At 74.0% G+C, this 15,319-nt stretch carries 13 protein-coding genes; 7 read left to right on the top strand and 6 right to left on the bottom strand.

The features are described 5' to 3' along the window. Nucleotides 1–33 precede the first annotated feature (33 nt). Together ACZ4M3_RS13080 and ACZ4M3_RS13075 are read left to right on the top strand one after the other, a co-directional pair. Nucleotides 34–612, top strand: coding sequence for an SACE_7040 family transcriptional regulator (locus ACZ4M3_RS13080; protein WP_467731904.1), 579 nt, complete (start codon nt 34–36; stop codon nt 610–612). 56 nt (nt 613–668) lie between these two features. After that, complete coding sequence (locus tag ACZ4M3_RS13075; RefSeq protein WP_467731902.1) at nt 669–1,490, top strand: phosphatase; 822 nt, start codon at nt 669–671, stop codon at nt 1,488–1,490. An 80-nt stretch (nt 1,491–1,570) separates the two neighbouring features. Here the strand turns inward: ACZ4M3_RS13075 and ACZ4M3_RS13070 are convergent, their stop codons facing one another. Continuing rightward, on the bottom strand, nt 1,571–2,422 hold the full coding sequence (locus ACZ4M3_RS13070; protein ID WP_467731900.1) for an SDR family NAD(P)-dependent oxidoreductase: 852 nt from the start codon (nt 2,420–2,422) through the stop codon (nt 1,571–1,573). Nucleotides 2,423–2,521: 99 nt separating this feature from the next. On the opposite strand from ACZ4M3_RS13070, the gene ACZ4M3_RS13065 reads away from it, so the two are divergent. Next, on the top strand, nt 2,522–2,989 hold the full coding sequence (locus ACZ4M3_RS13065) for a MarR family winged helix-turn-helix transcriptional regulator (RefSeq protein WP_467731898.1): 468 nt from the start codon (nt 2,522–2,524) through the stop codon (nt 2,987–2,989). On the opposite strand, the gene ACZ4M3_RS13060 is transcribed toward ACZ4M3_RS13065, so the two are convergent. From ACZ4M3_RS13060 to ACZ4M3_RS13045, 4 genes are all read right to left on the bottom strand, one after another. Beyond that, nucleotides 2,961–3,947, bottom strand: a complete 987-nt coding sequence (locus tag ACZ4M3_RS13060; RefSeq protein ID WP_467731896.1) for a cation diffusion facilitator family transporter — start codon at nt 3,945–3,947, stop codon at nt 2,961–2,963. The genes ACZ4M3_RS13065 and ACZ4M3_RS13060 overlap by 29 nt on opposite strands. A gap of 19 nt (nt 3,948–3,966) precedes the next feature. Beyond that, nucleotides 3,967–4,845: an acyl-CoA thioesterase gene (locus ACZ4M3_RS13055; RefSeq protein ID WP_467731894.1), complete on the bottom strand. Its 879-nt coding sequence runs from the start codon at nt 4,843–4,845 to the stop codon at nt 3,967–3,969. Nucleotides 4,846–4,864: 19 nt separating this feature from the next. Beyond that, entirely contained in the window at nt 4,865–6,022 is a 1,158-nt protein-coding gene (locus ACZ4M3_RS13050) for an acyl-CoA dehydrogenase family protein (RefSeq protein ID WP_467731892.1), read from the bottom strand. A 106-nt stretch (nt 6,023–6,128) separates the two neighbouring features. After that, a complete protein-coding gene (locus ACZ4M3_RS13045; RefSeq protein ID WP_467731890.1) occupies nt 6,129–7,535 on the bottom strand; it encodes a PucR family transcriptional regulator ligand-binding domain-containing protein in 1,407 nt (468 codons plus the stop codon). A gap of 113 nt (nt 7,536–7,648) precedes the next feature. On the opposite strand from ACZ4M3_RS13045, the gene speB reads away from it, so the two are divergent. Continuing rightward, a complete protein-coding gene (speB, locus tag ACZ4M3_RS13040; protein ID WP_136216469.1) occupies nt 7,649–8,611 on the top strand; it encodes an agmatinase in 963 nt (320 codons plus the stop codon). A 25-nt stretch (nt 8,612–8,636) separates the two neighbouring features. Continuing rightward, the gene (locus ACZ4M3_RS13035; RefSeq protein ID WP_467731888.1) at nt 8,637–10,304 is read left to right on the top strand and encodes a thiamine pyrophosphate-binding protein; all 1,668 of its coding nucleotides are present in this window, start codon (nt 8,637–8,639) and stop codon (nt 10,302–10,304) included. Nucleotides 10,305–10,308: 4 nt separating this feature from the next. Here ACZ4M3_RS13035 and ACZ4M3_RS13030 read toward each other — a convergent pair whose 3' ends face one another. Then, nucleotides 10,309–10,605: a helix-turn-helix domain-containing protein gene (locus tag ACZ4M3_RS13030; protein ID WP_467731886.1), complete on the bottom strand. Its 297-nt coding sequence runs from the start codon at nt 10,603–10,605 to the stop codon at nt 10,309–10,311. 103 nt (nt 10,606–10,708) lie between these two features. On the opposite strand from ACZ4M3_RS13030, the gene ACZ4M3_RS13025 reads away from it, so the two are divergent. Together ACZ4M3_RS13025 and ACZ4M3_RS13020 are read left to right on the top strand one after the other, a co-directional pair. Beyond that, nucleotides 10,709–11,332 (top strand): GntR family transcriptional regulator, encoded by a 624-nt coding sequence (locus tag ACZ4M3_RS13025; protein WP_467731884.1) that lies wholly within the window; start codon nt 10,709–10,711, stop codon nt 11,330–11,332. Nucleotides 11,333–11,456: 124 nt separating this feature from the next. Then, nucleotides 11,457–15,296, top strand: coding sequence for an ABC transporter ATP-binding protein (locus tag ACZ4M3_RS13020; protein ID WP_467731882.1), 3,840 nt, complete (start codon nt 11,457–11,459; stop codon nt 15,294–15,296). Nucleotides 15,297–15,319: the final 23 nt, after the last annotated feature.

Genomic DNA, 15,319 nt, shown 5'->3' with positions numbered 1-15,319 from the left:
GAGCGCTAACGGCCCTGTCTAGAATGGATTCCCATGAGCACCAGAGCGGCCGCCCCGACCCGTCGCGAGCAGATCCTCAGTGAGGCCGCCCGCCTCTTCGCCGAGCGCGGCTTCCACGGCGTCGGCGTGGACGAGATAGGGGCCGCGGTGGGCATCAGCGGACCCGGCCTCTACCGCCATTTCGCGGGCAAGGACGCGATGCTCGCCGAGCTGCTCGTCGGGATCAGCGAACGGCTGCTCACCGGTGGCCGGCGCAGGGTGGAGGAGGCGGCCGGGGACCCGGCGGCCGTGCTGGCCTCCCTGGTGGAGGGGCACATCGACTTCGCGCTGGACGACCGCGCGCTGATCACCCTGCACGACCGGGAGCTGGACCGGCTGCGCGAGGCCGACCGCAAGCTCGTGCGCCAGCTCCAGCGGCAGTACGTCGAACTGTGGGTGGACGTCGTCCGGCAGCTCCATCCGGAGGTGGGCGAGGCGGAGGTACGGGTCTCGGTGCACGCCGTCTTCGGCCTGCTGAACTCCACCCCGCACCTGGCGGCCCCGGGCCGGGAGGCCACCGAGTCGCTGCTGCGCCGGCTCGCCAACGGGGCGTTCGGAGCGCTGTCGGGGTGACCCCGGGTGTCCGCCGACCGGGATGGAACAGACGGCTCCGCCCGGGCGGCGGCAGAATGACCCGTATGCCTAAGCCGATAGAGACGCCCGCCCAGCCCGAGGGAACTCCCAGCCGCGCCGAACTGGTCGACCACCTGGTCCGCACCCGGATCGCGGGCGACGTGGCCACGGCCCGCGAGAACAACCTCTCCCACTACCGCAAGCTCGCCAACGGCGACCGGCACTACTGGCTGGGCCTGGAACTCGGCGACCGCTGGACGGACGAGCAGGACGTCCTGGCCGTGATGGCCGAGCGGTGCGGGGTCGTCGACGACGCGGAGCACCGGTACGGGCAGGACACCATCGACCCGGAACTGACGGTCGCCGCCCTGGACCGGATGGCGGCCCGGCTGCGCAAGGCGGCGGCGGACCGCCAGCGCGTGCTGCTGGCCACCGGTCACCCGGGCGGCCTCCTGGACGTGCACCGGGCGACGGCGGCCGCCCTGCGCGGGGCGGGCTGCGAGATCGTGGTGGTCCCGCCGGGCCTGACCGCCGACGAGGGCTCGGTGTGGCAGTTCGCGGACGTGGCCGTACTGGAGCGCGGGGCCACGCTGTGGCACACCCACTCCCCGGCGCCGATGGCGGCGATCCTGGACGGCCTGGCGGCGACGGGCCGCCCGCAGCCGGACCTGGTCGTGGCCGACCACGGCTGGGCGGGCTGCGCGGCGCAGCGGGGGATCGACGCGGTGGGCTACGCGGACTGCAACGACCCCGCGCTGTTCCTCGGCGAGGCGGAGGGCACCCTCCAGGTGGCCGTCCCGCTGGACGACCACGTCCGCGACCCGCGGTACTACGACCCGATGGTGGCCTACCTGCTCGCGACGGCGGGCCTGCGGTAACGGCCCCCGGGGCGGGGCGGGTTCCGGCGGCGGGCCTTGCGGCGGAGCCGGCCGCCCCGTCGGCGGAGCCGGCCGCCCCGTCAGCGCAGCCAGCCGCCCGTGACGGCCTGCACGGCCGAGCCGTCGAGGTCGGCCAGCTTCGGGGCGACGAACTCCCGCGCCCAGTCCGAGGTCTGGACCCGGAACGGCACCTGCGCCGCGTCCAGCAGGGCGACCACGGGCTCGGCCGCCTCCGCCGAGGTCTGCGAGGTCTCGGCCCCGTACGACTTCATCGTGCGCTCGACGTACGCCTGGAGCGCGCCCCCGTACGGACCGGCAGCCTCCACCATCGCGGGCACGTCGAGCTGCTGGTTGGCCACGAACTCACTGGTCACGGCGCCGGGTTCGACCACCGCCACCCGGACGCCGACGCTCGCCGCGACCGGTGCGAGCGACTCCATGAACCCCTCCACGGCGAACTTGGCCGCGCAGTAGGCCTCGTTGAACGGCTGGCCGACCACTCCGCCGACGCTGGTCACCGTGACGATCCGGCCGCCCGACGCCCGCAGGTGGGGCAGCGCCGCGAGGGTGAGTTCCACGACCCCGAAGTAGTTGACCTCCATCGCGGCCCGGACCGGGCCCATGCCCTGCTGTTCGACGGTGCCGGCGAACCCGGCGCCCGCGTTGTTGACGACCGCGTCCAGCCGGCCGTGCTCGGCGACGACCTCCGCCACGCACCCGGCCACGGACCCGGCATCGGTCACGTCCAGCCGCTTGACCTGGACGAGGTCGGCGACGCCGGCCTCGCGGGCGGCCGCCAGCAGCGCGTCCGCCCGGCCCGGGTCGCGCATCGTCGCGACGGTGTGCCAGCCGGCCCGGGCGGCGCCGACGGCGGCGGCCAGGCCGATGCCGGAGGAGGTGCCGGTGATGAGGACGGTCTTGGTGGTGGTCATGGGGATCTCCGTGGGGCGTCGGGCACGCATAAGTGCGTGTGCACACACATTATCTTTGTGTGCGTGTGCACGCAACCTTCCTGCCGGTAGGCTGCCCCCATGGCGCAGAACAACCTCACCCTGGGCGACCTCACCCCCCGCGACCACGCCTTCTACGGCCTCGTCTGGGCGGGCTCCACGCTCAGCGCCCGCGTGGACCAGGCCCTCGCGCGCCGCCACGACCTGCCGTTGTCGTGGTTCGAGGTCATGCTGTGGCTCCGCGCGCAGCCCGAGCCGGTCGCCGCGTCCGAGCTGGGCGCGATGACCCTGCTCAGCCGCAGCCAGGTCTCCCGGGTCGCCGACTCCCTCCAGGCGCGCGGCCTGGTCGAGCGGATACCGTCCCCGACCGACGCCCGCTCGGTCCGCATCGCCCTCACCGAAGCGGGCCGCCGCGCCTTCGAGGAGGCCGACGCCACCCGCCGCGAAGTCCTCGCCGAGGTCTTCGACGACCTCCTGGACGACGCGGACATCGCCGCGCTGGAAGGCATCTGGGCCAAACTCAAGTCCCGTCCGGCGCCCCGGGGGTAGGCGGGGTCGGGTCCAGGTACACGCGGCGGACCGCCGGCCAGCGCTCGCGCAGCTGCGACTCCGCGTCCTCGCAGGCCGCCTCCACCTGGCGGGCCGACGCCAGGTCGTGGAAGTCGATCTTCGCCGCGATCAGCACCTCGTCGGGGCCCTGCACCAGCGTGGTCAGCTCCAGTACTCCCTCGATGTGCGGCACCGAGAGCAGTTCCTCCCGCACCTGCGCGCGCGTCGCCGCCGGCAGCGGCCGCCCGATCAGGTACTGCGCGTTCGAGCGGCCCAGCTCCCACGCGACCCACACCAGCAGCAGGCCGATCAGCAGCGACGCGACGCCGTCGTACCCGCCCGAACCCGTCAACTGCGCCCCCAGCAGCCCGCCGGCCGCCAGGACCAGGCCGATCAGCGCGGCGACGTTCTCCAGCAGGACGGCCTTCACCGCCGTGTCCGGGGTGTGCTTCACGTACCGGACCAGCGGCGCCCGCAGCCGCGCCGCCTCGCCCCGCACCTGTCGCCAGGCCACGAGCAGCGAGTAGCCCTCCAGCAGGAAGGCCACCGCGAGGATGACGTACGAGACCGTCGGATCGCCCGGGTCCTCGCCCTGCACCAGGGTGTGGACGCCGTCGTACACCGCGAAGACCGCGCCGCCGACGAAGGTCGCGATCGAGGCGAGCAGCGCCCAGATGTAGCGCTCCGGCCCGTACCCCAGCGGGTGCGCCTCGTCCGCCGGGCGCGCGCTGCGTTTCAGCGCCGCCAGCAGCATCACCTCGGTGACGGTGTCGGCCACCGAGTGCGCGGCCTCCGACAGCATCGCGCTCGACCCGCTGACGATCCCGCCGACCGCCTTGGCGGCGGCGATGCCGAGGTTGGTGACGACCGCGACGACGACCGTCCCCACGCTCTCCGAATGCGCGTCCGACGGCGCCGCTCCGGTCGCTTCCGGTGGTCCGGGTGCTTCTGAGGCCATGCAGCGACGGTAGGCGCGGCTATCCGCGCGGGACGCGTACGACACCCTCCTGGATGACCGTCACGGCCAGCCGGCCGTCCTGCGTCCAGATGCGGGCCTGGCCGAGGCCCCGGCCCGCGGCCGCCGTGGGCGACTCCTGGTCGTACAGCAGCCACTCGTCGGCGCGGAAGGGCCGGTGGAACCACATCGCGTGGTCCAGGGAGGCGCCGACCACGTCGCCGACGGCCCAGCCGCCGCGGCCGTGCGCGAGCAGCACCGAGTCGAGGAGCGTCATGTCGGAGACGTACGTGGCCAGGCAGGTGTGCAGCAGCGGGTCGTCGGAGTCGAGCTTGTCGGCCGTACGGAACCACACCTGCGAGTGCGGCTCGCGCGGCTGCCCGACCGAGCCCCACGGGGGAGTCGTCGCGTACCGCAGGTCCACCGCGCCGCGGGCGTCGATCAGCCGCTCCACCGTGCCCGGGTCGCGGAAGACCTCGCGGTACAGGGGGAGCGACTCGGCGGCCGTCGGCAGGGTCTCCGGGTCGGGCGCGGCCGGCATGACCGCCTGGTGGTCGAGCCCTTCCTCGTACGTCTGGAAGGACGCGGAGAGGTGGAAGACGGGCTGTCCGTGCTGGACGGCGACGACCCGGCGGGTGGTGAAGGAGCGCCCGTCGCGGATCCGGTCGACCGAGTACACGATGGGCGCGCCGGGGTCGCCGGCCCGCAGGAAGTACGAGTGCAGCGAGTGCGCGGCGCGGTCGGCGGGCACGGTACGGCCGGCCGCGACCAGTGCCTGGGCCGCGACCTGACCGCCGAAGACCCGCGGTACCAGCGACGGACGGCTGGTACCGCGGAAGATGTCCTCCTCGATCTGCTCCAGGTCGAGCAGGTCGAGGAGGATCGTCAATGCCTCGTTCATGGGACGGGGACTGGCCTCCCTACAGGCCCATGGACTTGGCGATGATGGACTTCATGACCTCGCTGGTGCCGCCGTAGATGCGGTTCACGCGGTTGTCGGCGTACAGCCGGGCGATCGGGTACTCGTTCATGTAGCCGTACCCGCCGTGCAGCTGGAGGCACTTGTCGATCACGCGGTGCGCGACCTCGGTGCAGAACAGCTTCGCGGACGCGGCCTCGGCGGCCGTCAGCTCACCGGCGTCCAGGGCCTCCAGGGCGCGGTCGGCGACGGCCTCGGCCGCGTCCACCTCGGCCTGGCAGGCGGCCAGTTCGAACTTGGTGTTCTGGAAGTGGGCGACCGGCTTGCCGAAGACGGTGCGCTCCGTCACGTACTGCTGGGCGAACCGTATGGCGGCCTTGGCCTGGGCGTACGCGCCGAACGCGATGCCCCAGCGCTCGGAGGGCAGGTTCGCGCCGAGGTAGTAGAAGCCCTTGTTCTCCTCGCCGAGCAGGTCCTCGACCGGCACCTTGACGTCGACGAACGCGAGCTCGGCGGTGTCGGAGGTGCGCAGGCCCAGCTTGTCCAGCTTGCGGCCGATGGAGTAGCCCTCGGACTTGGTGTCCACGGCGAAGAGGGAGATGCCGAAGCGGCGGTCGTCCTCGCGCGGGGCGGAGGTACGGGCGCAGACGATCACGCGGTCGGCGTGGACGCCGCCGGTGATGAAGGTCTTGGCGCCGTTGAGGACGTAGTGGGTGCCGTCCTCGGAGAGCTTGGCGGTGGTCTTCATGCCCGCGACGTCGGAGCCGGTGCCGGGCTCCGTCATCGCCAGCGCCCACATCTCCTCGCCGGTGACGAACTTCGGCAGGTAGCGCTTCTTCTGCTCGTCGCCGGCCAGCATCTTGATGTACGGGAGGGCGAGCAGCACGTGCACGCCGGAGCCGCCGAAGTTGACGCCCGCGCGCGAGGTCTCCTCGTAGAGGACGGCCTCGAACTTGTGGGTGTCCAGGCCGGCGCCGCCGAACTCCTCGGGCACGTTGATGCCGAAGACGCCGAGCTCGCCGAGCTTGTAGTAGAAGTCGCGCGGCGCCTGGCCGGCCTGGAACCACTCGTCGTAGACGGGGACGACCTCGGCCTCGATGAAGGCGCGGATGGTCTCGCGGAACGCCTCGTGGTCCTCGTTGAAAACGGTGCGGCGCACGGCCGGCTCCCCTCTGCGGCTCAACCGCCGCCCGCTTCGTGCGGAGGTGGTCGCGCGCCGTCGTGGTGGCTCAATTCGATGGCATGCGTCTAAGCGCTTGCTCAGATTAAGTTACCGGCGAGTTGCCGCCGCTGTCCAGGGTGCGTAGCGCGAACCACAGTTCCATCCGGGTGTCCGGGTCGTCCAGGTCGCGCCCGAGCAGGGCGGCGCAGCGGGCGATGCGCTGGCGGACCGTGTTGCGGTGGACCCCGAGGGCGGCGGCGCTGCGGTCCCAGCTGCCGTGGTGGGCCAGCCAGCCGCGCAGGGTCGCCGCCTGGGCCGGGCTCAGCGGGGCGAGCAGGGCCTCGGCGTGCGCGCGGGCCCGCGCCGGGTCCAGCAGGCCGGGGAGGCCGCCCTCGGAGTGCCGCACCAGCGGGGCCCGGGCCGCCTCGGCGCGCTCCAGCGCCCGGCGGGCCTGGGCGTCGGCCGCCGCCAGCGCCCCGGGGGCGGCCGGGGCACTGACCCCGAGCCGCCACCCGGGCTGCGCGGCCGGGTCCCGGTCGGTGAGCAGCCGCAGCTCCGGGCCGTGCGCGTCCAGCAGTACGGTGCCCAGCGCGCCCGCGAGGGTCTGCGGATCACCGCCGCCCCGGGCGTGCACCACCTGCCAGGGCCCGGCCGCCAGGGCCGCGGCCGGGTCCCCGTCCAGCAGCAGCCGGGTCAGCGCGGCCGCCTCCGTCCCGGCCGGGCGGTGCGTCGTGAGCAGGCCCAGCAGCACGGCGGCGATGGCCGTGATGGCGTGGTCCCCGGCGGTGCGCTCCGGGACGGCGACGCCCAGCACCGGGCCGGGCCGCGGCCCCGGGCCGCCGCCCAGGGCGTACGCCGCGAGCTGCCAGCCCGCGGCGGAGTCGGTCGCGGTGGCCGGCCCGCCCGGTGCGGCGACCCGCGCGAGCAGCGCCTCCTGCGCCGCGCCGGCCCCGGACGGCAGCTCCCGGCCCGCCTCCCGCCCCCCGGGCAGCAGGACGACCCGGCCGCCCAGGCTCGCCGCCAGCCGGCGCAGCACCGCCGGAACCGGATCCGGCCGGGCGGCCGCCGCGGCCAGCGCCTGCTGCGCCTCCGTGACCCGGCGCAGCTCCCGCGTCCGGGCCTCCGCCATCAGCCGCCACACGGTCCGGGCGACGGCGGTGAACGGGGTCCCGGGCGGCACCTCCAGCAGCGGCAGCCCGTGCCGCGCGCAAGCCGCCACCAGCTCCGGCGGCACCTCCTCGTACACCGGCGCCACCCCGAAGCCGAGCGCCGCCGCGCCCGCCGCGACGAGCCGGGCCACGTACCCGTCGGCGTCCGGACCGAGCTGTGCCCCGGCGGTGAGCAGCAGTTCCCCGCCCAGCAGGTACGGCGAGGGGTCGGCCATCTCGGAGGCGTGGACGGCGTGCACGGCGGCGGAGCCCCCGGCCGCGTGCAGCCCGCGCAGGCCGAGCTCCCGGTCGGCGAGCAGGGCGGAGAGCGCGACGCCCGGGGTCGGCGGTTGGTCCGGCATGGATACTCCGTACATATGTGAGCTGCCCGATGGAGGAAACGTACACTCCGCGGTCCCCGGGTGTCCGCTTACGCTCGAAGGACCGCACACCCCCTCCGGAAGGCACCCCCCCCATGAGCACGCAGCCGCGCGGACCCGTCGACTCCTCCCGCATCCCGCGCTACGCGGGTCCGGCGACCTTCGCCCGGCTGCCGCGCCTGGACGAGGTCGGCTCGGCCGACGTGGCCGTGGTCGGCGTCCCGTTCGACTCCGGTGTCTCCTACCGGCCGGGCGCCCGCTTCGGCGGCAACGCCATCCGGGAGGCCTCGCGCCTGCTGCGCCCGTACAACCCGGCGCAGGACGCCTCCCCGTTCGCGCTCGCGCAGGTCGCGGACGCCGGCGACATTGCCGTGAACCCCTTCAACATCAACGAGGCCGTCGAGACGGTCGAGGCCGCCGCCGACGAACTGCTCGGCGCCGGCTCCCGCCTGATGACCCTCGGCGGCGACCACACCATCGCGCTGCCGCTGCTGCGCTCGGTCGCCAAGAAGCACGGCCCGGTCGCGCTGCTGCACTTCGACGCCCACCTGGACACCTGGGACACCTACTTCGGCGCCGAGTACACGCACGGCACCCCGTTCCGGCGCGCCGTGGAGGAGGGCATCCTCGACACCGAGGCGCTCTCGCACGTCGGCACCCGCGGCCCGCTCTACGGCAAGCAGGACCTGGACGACGACGCCAAGATGGGCTTCGGCATCGTCACCTCGGCCGACGTCTACCGGCGCGGCGCCGACGAGGTCGCGGACCAGCTGCGCCAGCGCATCGGCGACCGCCCGCTGTACATCTCCATCGACATCGACGTGCTGGACCCGGCGCACGCGCCCGGCACCGGCACGCCGGAGGCGGGCGGCATGACCTCCCGCGAGCTGCTGGAGATCATCCGCGGGCTGTCCTCCTGCAACCTGGTCTCCGCGGACGTGGTCGAGGTCGCCCCGGCGTACGATCACGCCGAGATCACCTCGGTCGCGGCCTCGCACACCGCGTACGAGCTGACCACCATCATGAGCCGGCAGATCGCGGCGTCGAAGACGAAGTAGGACCCGAGAAGGGCGAGCAGCACACGTGACGCACGACCACGACCTGGTACTCCGTCCCACCGAAGCCCAGACGGCCGCCGCGCTCGCGCCGCCGCCCGGGCGGACGGGCGGGGACCTGGTCGTGGAAACGCTGCGCTCGCTCGGCGCCACCACCGTGTTCGGACTGCCCGGGCAGCACGCGCTGGCCGTCTTCGACGCGGTGGGCCGCTCCGACCTGCGGCTGGTCGCCCTGCGGACGGAGAGCAACGCCGGGTTCGCGGCCGACGCGTACGGCCGGCTCACCGGCGAGGCCGTCCCGCTGCTGCTGTCCACCGGCCCGGGCGCGCTGATGGCCCTGCCGGCGCTGGCGGAGGCGGCGGCCGCCTCGGCCCCGGTGCTGGCCATCTCCTCGCAGGTGCCGAGCGCCGGGCTGGGCGGCGGGCGGCGCGGGCACCTGCACGAGCTGCGGGACCAGTCGGCGTCGTTCCGGGACGTGGTGAAGTCGGTCCACACCGCCCGCACCCCGTCCCAGATCCCGTCCGTCATCGCGGCGGCCTGGGAGTCGGCGCTGAGCGCCCCGCACGGGCCGGTCTGGATCGAGATCCCCGAGGACGTCCTGCGCGCGGAGACGATGATCCCCCAGGTCACGGGCGTGGACGCGACCCCGCACGAGCTCGTCCCGCGCCCGGAGCTGACGGCCCTCGCGGCGCACTGGCTGTCCGGGGCCGCCCGCCCGGTGATCATCGCGGGCGGCGGAGTGGTGCGCGCGGACGCGGCGGGCAAGCTGAAGCAGCTCGCGGAGCGGCTGGACGCGCCCGTCGTCACCACCTTCGGCGGGAAGGGCGCCTTCCCCTGGAACCACCCGCTGTCCCTCCAGTCCTGGCTGGAGGACCGCCACATGACGGACTTCCTGGAGGACGCGGACGTCCTGCTGGTGGTGGGCTCCGGGCTCGGGGAACTCTCCTCGAACTACCACACGTTCTTCCCCACGGGCCGGGTCATCCAGATCGAGGCGGACCTCGGCAAGCTGGAGTCCAACCACCCGGGCCTCGGCATCCACGCGGACGCCCGGACGGCGTTGCAGGCCCTGCTGGAGACGGTCGCGGAACGGGACGACCCGTCGGCCCCGGCTCGGGTCCGGATGGTGCTGGACGAGATCACGGCCCGCCTGGCCGACCAGGACGTGGCGCTGGAGCAGGAGCTGCTGGCCTCGGTCAGGTCGGCCCTGCCGCCGCGCTCGCCGTCGTTCTGGGACATGACGATCCTGTCCTACTGGGCGTGGTCCGCCTTCGACGCGAAGCACCCCAACACCATGCACTCGGCGCAGGGCGCGGGCGGCCTCGGCTACGCCTTCCCGGCGGCCCTCGGAGCGTGCGTCGCGGAACCGGGCACGCCGGTGCTGGCCGTCTCGGGCGACGGGGGCGCCATGTACTCGGTCGCTGAACTGGCCACGGCGAAGCAGCACGAGCTGGACGTGACCTGGCTGATCGTCGACGACGGCGGCTACGGCATCCTGCGCGAGTACGGCTGCGCGACCGGTACGGACCTCACCGGCCCGGACTTCGTCGCCCTGGCGGCCTCCTTCGGCGTCCCGGCCGCGATCACCTCGGCCGCCACCCTCCGCGAGGACCTGGCGACGGCCCTCGCCTCCCCGGGTCCCTCGGTCCTGGTCCTCCCGACCACCCTCAAGATGTTCGCCCCGACCCACCTCTGACGGGTCATGCGGCGGTGAAGGTCACCCGGGCCGTCTCGCCGACGAGCTTCAGGGTCAGCTCCGACTCCATGGCCCGGGCCAGCCGTGCGAGCAGCGGCACGGTCGGCACGGTCCCGCCCAACTCCAGCTTCGACACCTGCGGCTGCGTCATCCCGGCCCGCCGCGCCAGCTCGGTCTGCGACATCCCGAGCCCGGTCCGCCGGTCGTGCACGGCCCGCCCGAGGTCCCGGGCGAGCCGGATCTCCTCGCGCCGCCGGGCCGGCTCGGGGCCGAGTCCGCGTCGGAGTGGTTCAGCGGCCACGGCCGAACCTCCGGTTCAATACCGGTATCGGTTGGTACGTCATGCATCGGAACGTATGGCTGCTCCGGTGCATGGCACTCGGGAAAGGGAGGGAAACCCCCGAATGGGTGAGGATCGCATGCAGGGTGACGACGCCGCCGAAGGGCGGCCCGCGGAGGCGCGCAAGGACGCCGGGGTGTTCGTACCCGAGGCGCCGGCCGGCGTCCGGCGGCGCGGCATCCAGCGGCTGGGCACCGACGTCTGGGGTGCGGGCCGGTCCATCTGGGCGGCCGATACGGAGGACCGTGACACCGAGGTCGAGCTGCTCGGGATCACCGAGGAGGCGCCGCCCGAGGCCGTCGCCGGGGTGCTCGGGGCGGCGGCCGGGGCGGTGGCCTGCGTGCGGCGCCGCAGGTTCCTGCTCGACGGCAAACCCGTCATGCTGGCCACCTCCTACCTCGACGCCGACCTGGTCGCCGGCACCCCCGTCACCGAGCCCGACACCGGCCCCGGCGGGATCTACGCCCGCCTCGCCGAGCTCGGCGTCGCACCCGCCCGGTTCCGCGAGGAGATCCGCTCCCGGATGCCCGCCCCCGACGAGGCCGCCCGGCTCGGCCTGGCGGCCGGCACCCCGGTCCTACTGGTCTGCCGTACCGCCTTCGCCGCCGACGGCCGGGTGGTCGAGGTCAACGAGATGGTGCTCGACGCCTCCGCCTACGTCCTGGAGTACGCGTTCGACGCGCCCTGACCCGGACGGCCCGGCGCGGCTCGCCCGGCGGAGCGGAAAGCCGTTCGATTGTTGCCGCGGGATGAAATCCGCCGGTCGCGGCGTTGGGGCTTCCGGCAGGGCAGGATCGACGGGGAGGCACGACGTGGCGGCGGCGGAGACGGCAGCGGGCGGGAAACGGGGCTGGGGCAAGCGGCTGGCCGGCTACACCTGGCGGTACAAGGCCAACGTGCTGCTCGCCCTCGGGTCCTCGCTGGCCGGCATGGCCGTCATGGCGCTCGTACCGCTCGTGACCCGGACCATCATCGACGACGTCATCGGCGACAAGAGCAAGCCGATGGGCCCCTGGGCCGGCATGCTCATAGCCGCCGCCCTCCTGGTGTACGTACTCACCTACATACGCAGGTACTACGGCGGGCGCCTCGCCCTCGACGTCCAGCACGACCTGCGCACCGACATGTACGCGGCCATCACCCGGCTGGACGGCCGCCGCCAGGACGAACTGTCCACCGGGCAGGTCGTCGGCCGGGCCACCAGCGACCTCCAGCTGATCCAGGGCCTGCTCTTCATGCTCCCGATGACCATCGGGAACTTCCTGCTCTTCGGGATATCCCTCGGCATCATGCTGGCGCTGTCCCCGCTGCTGACCGTCGTCGCCCTGCTCATGGCCCCCGCCCTCTGGTACATCGCCAAGCGCAGCCGCAAGAAGCTGTTCCCCGCCACCTGGTACGCCCAGAGCCAGGCCGCCGCCGTCGCCGGGGTCGTCGACGGGGCCGTGACCGGCGTCCGCGTCGTCAAGGGCTTCGGGCAGGAGGAGCAGGAGACCGGCAAGCTCCGCGAGGCCGGCCGCCGCCTGTTCGCCGGGCGGATGCGGGCCATCCGGCTCAACTCGAAGTACACCCCCGCCCTCCAGGCCGTGCCCGCGCTCGGACAGGTCGCGATGCTGGCCCTCGGCGGCTGGATGGCCACCCGCGGCCAGGTCACCCTCGGTACCTTCGTCGCCTTCTCCACCTACCTCGCCCAGCTCGTCGGCCCCGTCCGCATGCTCGCCATGGTGCTCACCGTCGGCCAGCAGGCCCGGGCCGGCGTCGAGCGCGTCTTCGAGCTGATCGACACCGAGCCGGTGATCGAGGAGGGCACCACGGAGCTCCCCGCCGACGCGCCCGCCACCGTCGAGTTCGAGGACGTCCGCTTCGGCTACGACCCCGAGCGGCCCGTCCTCGACGGGTTCTCGCTGCGGATCGCGGAGGGCGAGACCGTCGCCCTCGTCGGCTCCTCCGGCAGCGGCAAGTCCACCGTCTCGCTGCTGCTGCCCCGCTTCTACGACGCCGACGCGGGCGCCGTCCGCGTCGGCGGCCGGGACGTGCGCGAGCTGACGTACGCCTCGCTGCGCGGCGCGATCGGCCTGGTGCCCGAAGATTCGTTCCTCTTCTCCGACACCATCCGCGCCAACATCGCCTACGGGCACCCCGGGGCCGACGAGGAGCAGATCCGGGCCGCCGCCCGCGCCGCCCAGGCCGAGGGGTTCATCGAGGCCCTGCCCGCCGGGTACGACACCAAGGTCGGCGAACAGGGCCTGACCCTCTCCGGCGGCCAGCGCCAGCGCATCGCGCTCGCCCGGGCCCTGCTCACCGACCCCCGGCTGCTGCTCCTGGACGACGCCACGTCCGCCGTCGACGCCCGCGTCGAGCACGAGATCCACGAGGCGCTGCGCGCCGTCATGGCCGGCCGCACCACCCTGCTCATCGCGCACCGCCGCTCCACGCTCGCGCTGGCCGACCGGATCGCCGTACTCGACCGCGGCCGCCTCTCCGACATCGGCACCCACGAAGAGCTCGAACGCCGCTCCCCCCTCTACCGCAGGCTGCTGACCGACCCCGAGGCCCTCGGTGCCGCCTCGCCGCGCGTCCCCGAGGCCGCCGCGATGGCCGAGTTCGAGCGCGACCTCGAACGGGACATCGAGATCGAGGCGGAGATCGACTCCGAGCCGGTCAACTCCAAGCGCCGGGTCTCGGGCGGGATCACCCCCGAGCTGTGGCGCCGCGAGGACCAGGCGAAGGCCGACTCCCCGGCCCCCGCCGGTACGCCCGTCGCGGTCGCCGTCGGCGGTCCCCCCGCTGCCGCTGCCGCCGCCGGCGGCCCGGCCACCCCCGAACTGCTCGCACAGGTCGCCGCCCTGCCGCCCGCCGACGACCTGCCCGACGTGGACGAGGACCGGGCCGCGTCCGCCGAGGAGAGCTACGGCCTGCGCCGGCTGCTGCGCGGCTTCTGGGCGCCGCTCGCCATCAGCCTCGGCCTGGTCGCCGTCGACGCGGGCTCCGGACTGCTGCTGCCGATCCTGATCCGGCACGGCATCGACAAGGGTGTCGAACAGGCCGCGCTCGGGGCGGTCTGGGTGGCCGCGGGCCTGGCCCTGGTTGTCGTCCTCGGCCAGTGGGCCGCCCAGTTCGCCGAGACCCGGATGACCGGGCGGACCGGCGAGCGCGTCCTGTACGCCCTGCGCGTCAAGATCTTCGCCCAGCTCCAGCGCCTCGGGCTCGACTACTACGAGCGCGAACTGACCGGCAAGATCATGACCCGGATGACCACCGACGTGGACGCGCTGTCCAGCTTCCTACAGACCGGGCTGGTCACCGCCGTCGTCTCGGTCCTCACCTTCTTCGGCATCCTGATCGCCCTGCTCGTCCTCGACGTGGAACTGGCGCTGATCGTCTTCGCCACGCTGCCGCTGCTGGTCATCGGCACCGTCGTCTTCCGCCGCAAGTCCGTCGCCGCGTACGAACTCGCCCGCGACCGGGTCAGCGGCGTCAACGCCGACCTCCAGGAGTCGGTGGCCGGGCTGCGCATCGTCCAGGCGTTCCGCCGCGAGGGCGACGGTGCCGTCCGCTTCGCCGGGCGCAGCGAGTCCTACCGCGAGGCCCGGGTCCGCGGCCAGTGGCTGATATCCGTCTACTTCCCCTTCGTGCAGCTGCTGTCCTCGGGCGCCGCGGCCGCCGTGCTGATCGTCGGCGCGGGCCGGGTGGAAGCCCAGACGCTCACCACGGGCGCGCTCGTCGCCTACCTGCTCTACATCGACCTGTTCTTCGCGCCGGTCCAGCAGCTCTCCCAGGTCTTCGACGGCTACCAGCAGGCCACCGTCTCCCTCGGCCGGATCCAGGACCTGCTGCGCGAGCCGACCACCACCCCCCGGCCCGCCGACCCGCGCCCGGTGGCGGAGCTGCGCGGCGAGGTCGCCTTCGAGGACGTGCGCTTCGCCTACGGCACCGCCGAGGAGCGCGGCGAGAAGGGGGAGGCGCTGGCCGGGATCAGCCTGCGCATACCGGCCGGACAGACCGTCGCCTTCGTCGGCGAGACCGGCGCCGGAAAGTCCACGCTGGTCAAGATGGTGGCCCGGTTCTACGACCCGACCTCCGGCCGGGTCACCGCCGACGGCACCGACCTGCGGGAGCTGGACCTGACGGCGTACCGACACCGGCTGGGCGTCGTCCCGCAGGAGGCCTACCTCTTCCCGGGGACGGTCCGTGACGCCATCGCCTACGGTCGGCCCGCGGCGAGCGACGCCGAAGTGGAGGCTGCCGCCCGCGCGGTCGGCGCGCACGACATGATCGCCACCCTCGACGGCGGCTACCTGCACACCGTCGCCGAGCGCGGACGCAACCTCTCGGCGGGCCAGCGCCAGCTGATCGCGCTGGCCCGCGCCGAGCTGGTGGACCCGGACGTCCTGCTGCTGGACGAGGCCACGGCCGCGCTCGACCTGGCCACCGAGGCGCAGGTCAACCTGGCCACCGACCGGCTCGCCGGCAAGCGCACCACCCTCGTCGTGGCCCACCGCCTGACGACCGCCGCCCGCGCCGACCGGGTGGTGCTCCTCGACCGCGGCGCGGTCGTGGAGGACGGCACGCACGCCGAGCTCCTGGCGCGCGGCGGCCGGTACGCCGAGCTGTGGCGGACCTTCGCGGGAGAGGACGAGCGGGCCGCCGCCTGAGACCGCCGCCCGACGGCCCGGTG

The organism is Streptomyces sp. NPDC026522, from assembly GCF_055567555.1.
The sequence above is the reverse complement of the archived record's forward strand: the minus strand, read 5'-3'. Positions and strand labels throughout refer to the sequence as shown.

What these genes read in the sequence shown, in the direction of transcription:
- ACZ4M3_RS13075 (WP_467731902.1), top strand. Translation starts at nt 669, where the DNA reads ATGACCCGTATGCCTAAGCCGATAGAGACGCCCGCCCAGCCCGAGGGA.
- ACZ4M3_RS13055 (WP_467731894.1), bottom strand. Translation starts at nt 4,845, where the DNA reads ATGAACGAGGCATTGACGATCCTCCTCGACCTGCTCGACCTGGAGCAG.
- ACZ4M3_RS13060 (WP_467731896.1), bottom strand. Translation starts at nt 3,947, where the DNA reads ATGGCCTCAGAAGCACCCGGACCACCGGAAGCGACCGGAGCGGCGCCG.
- ACZ4M3_RS13065 (WP_467731898.1), top strand. Translation starts at nt 2,522, where the DNA reads ATGGCGCAGAACAACCTCACCCTGGGCGACCTCACCCCCCGCGACCAC.
- ACZ4M3_RS13045 (WP_467731890.1), bottom strand. Translation starts at nt 7,535, where the DNA reads ATGCCGGACCAACCGCCGACCCCGGGCGTCGCGCTCTCCGCCCTGCTC.
- speB (WP_136216469.1), top strand. Translation starts at nt 7,649, where the DNA reads ATGAGCACGCAGCCGCGCGGACCCGTCGACTCCTCCCGCATCCCGCGC.
- ACZ4M3_RS13025 (WP_467731884.1), top strand. Translation starts at nt 10,709, where the DNA reads ATGGGTGAGGATCGCATGCAGGGTGACGACGCCGCCGAAGGGCGGCCC.
- ACZ4M3_RS13080 (WP_467731904.1), top strand. Translation starts at nt 34, where the DNA reads ATGAGCACCAGAGCGGCCGCCCCGACCCGTCGCGAGCAGATCCTCAGT.
- ACZ4M3_RS13070 (WP_467731900.1), bottom strand. Translation starts at nt 2,422, where the DNA reads ATGACCACCACCAAGACCGTCCTCATCACCGGCACCTCCTCCGGCATC.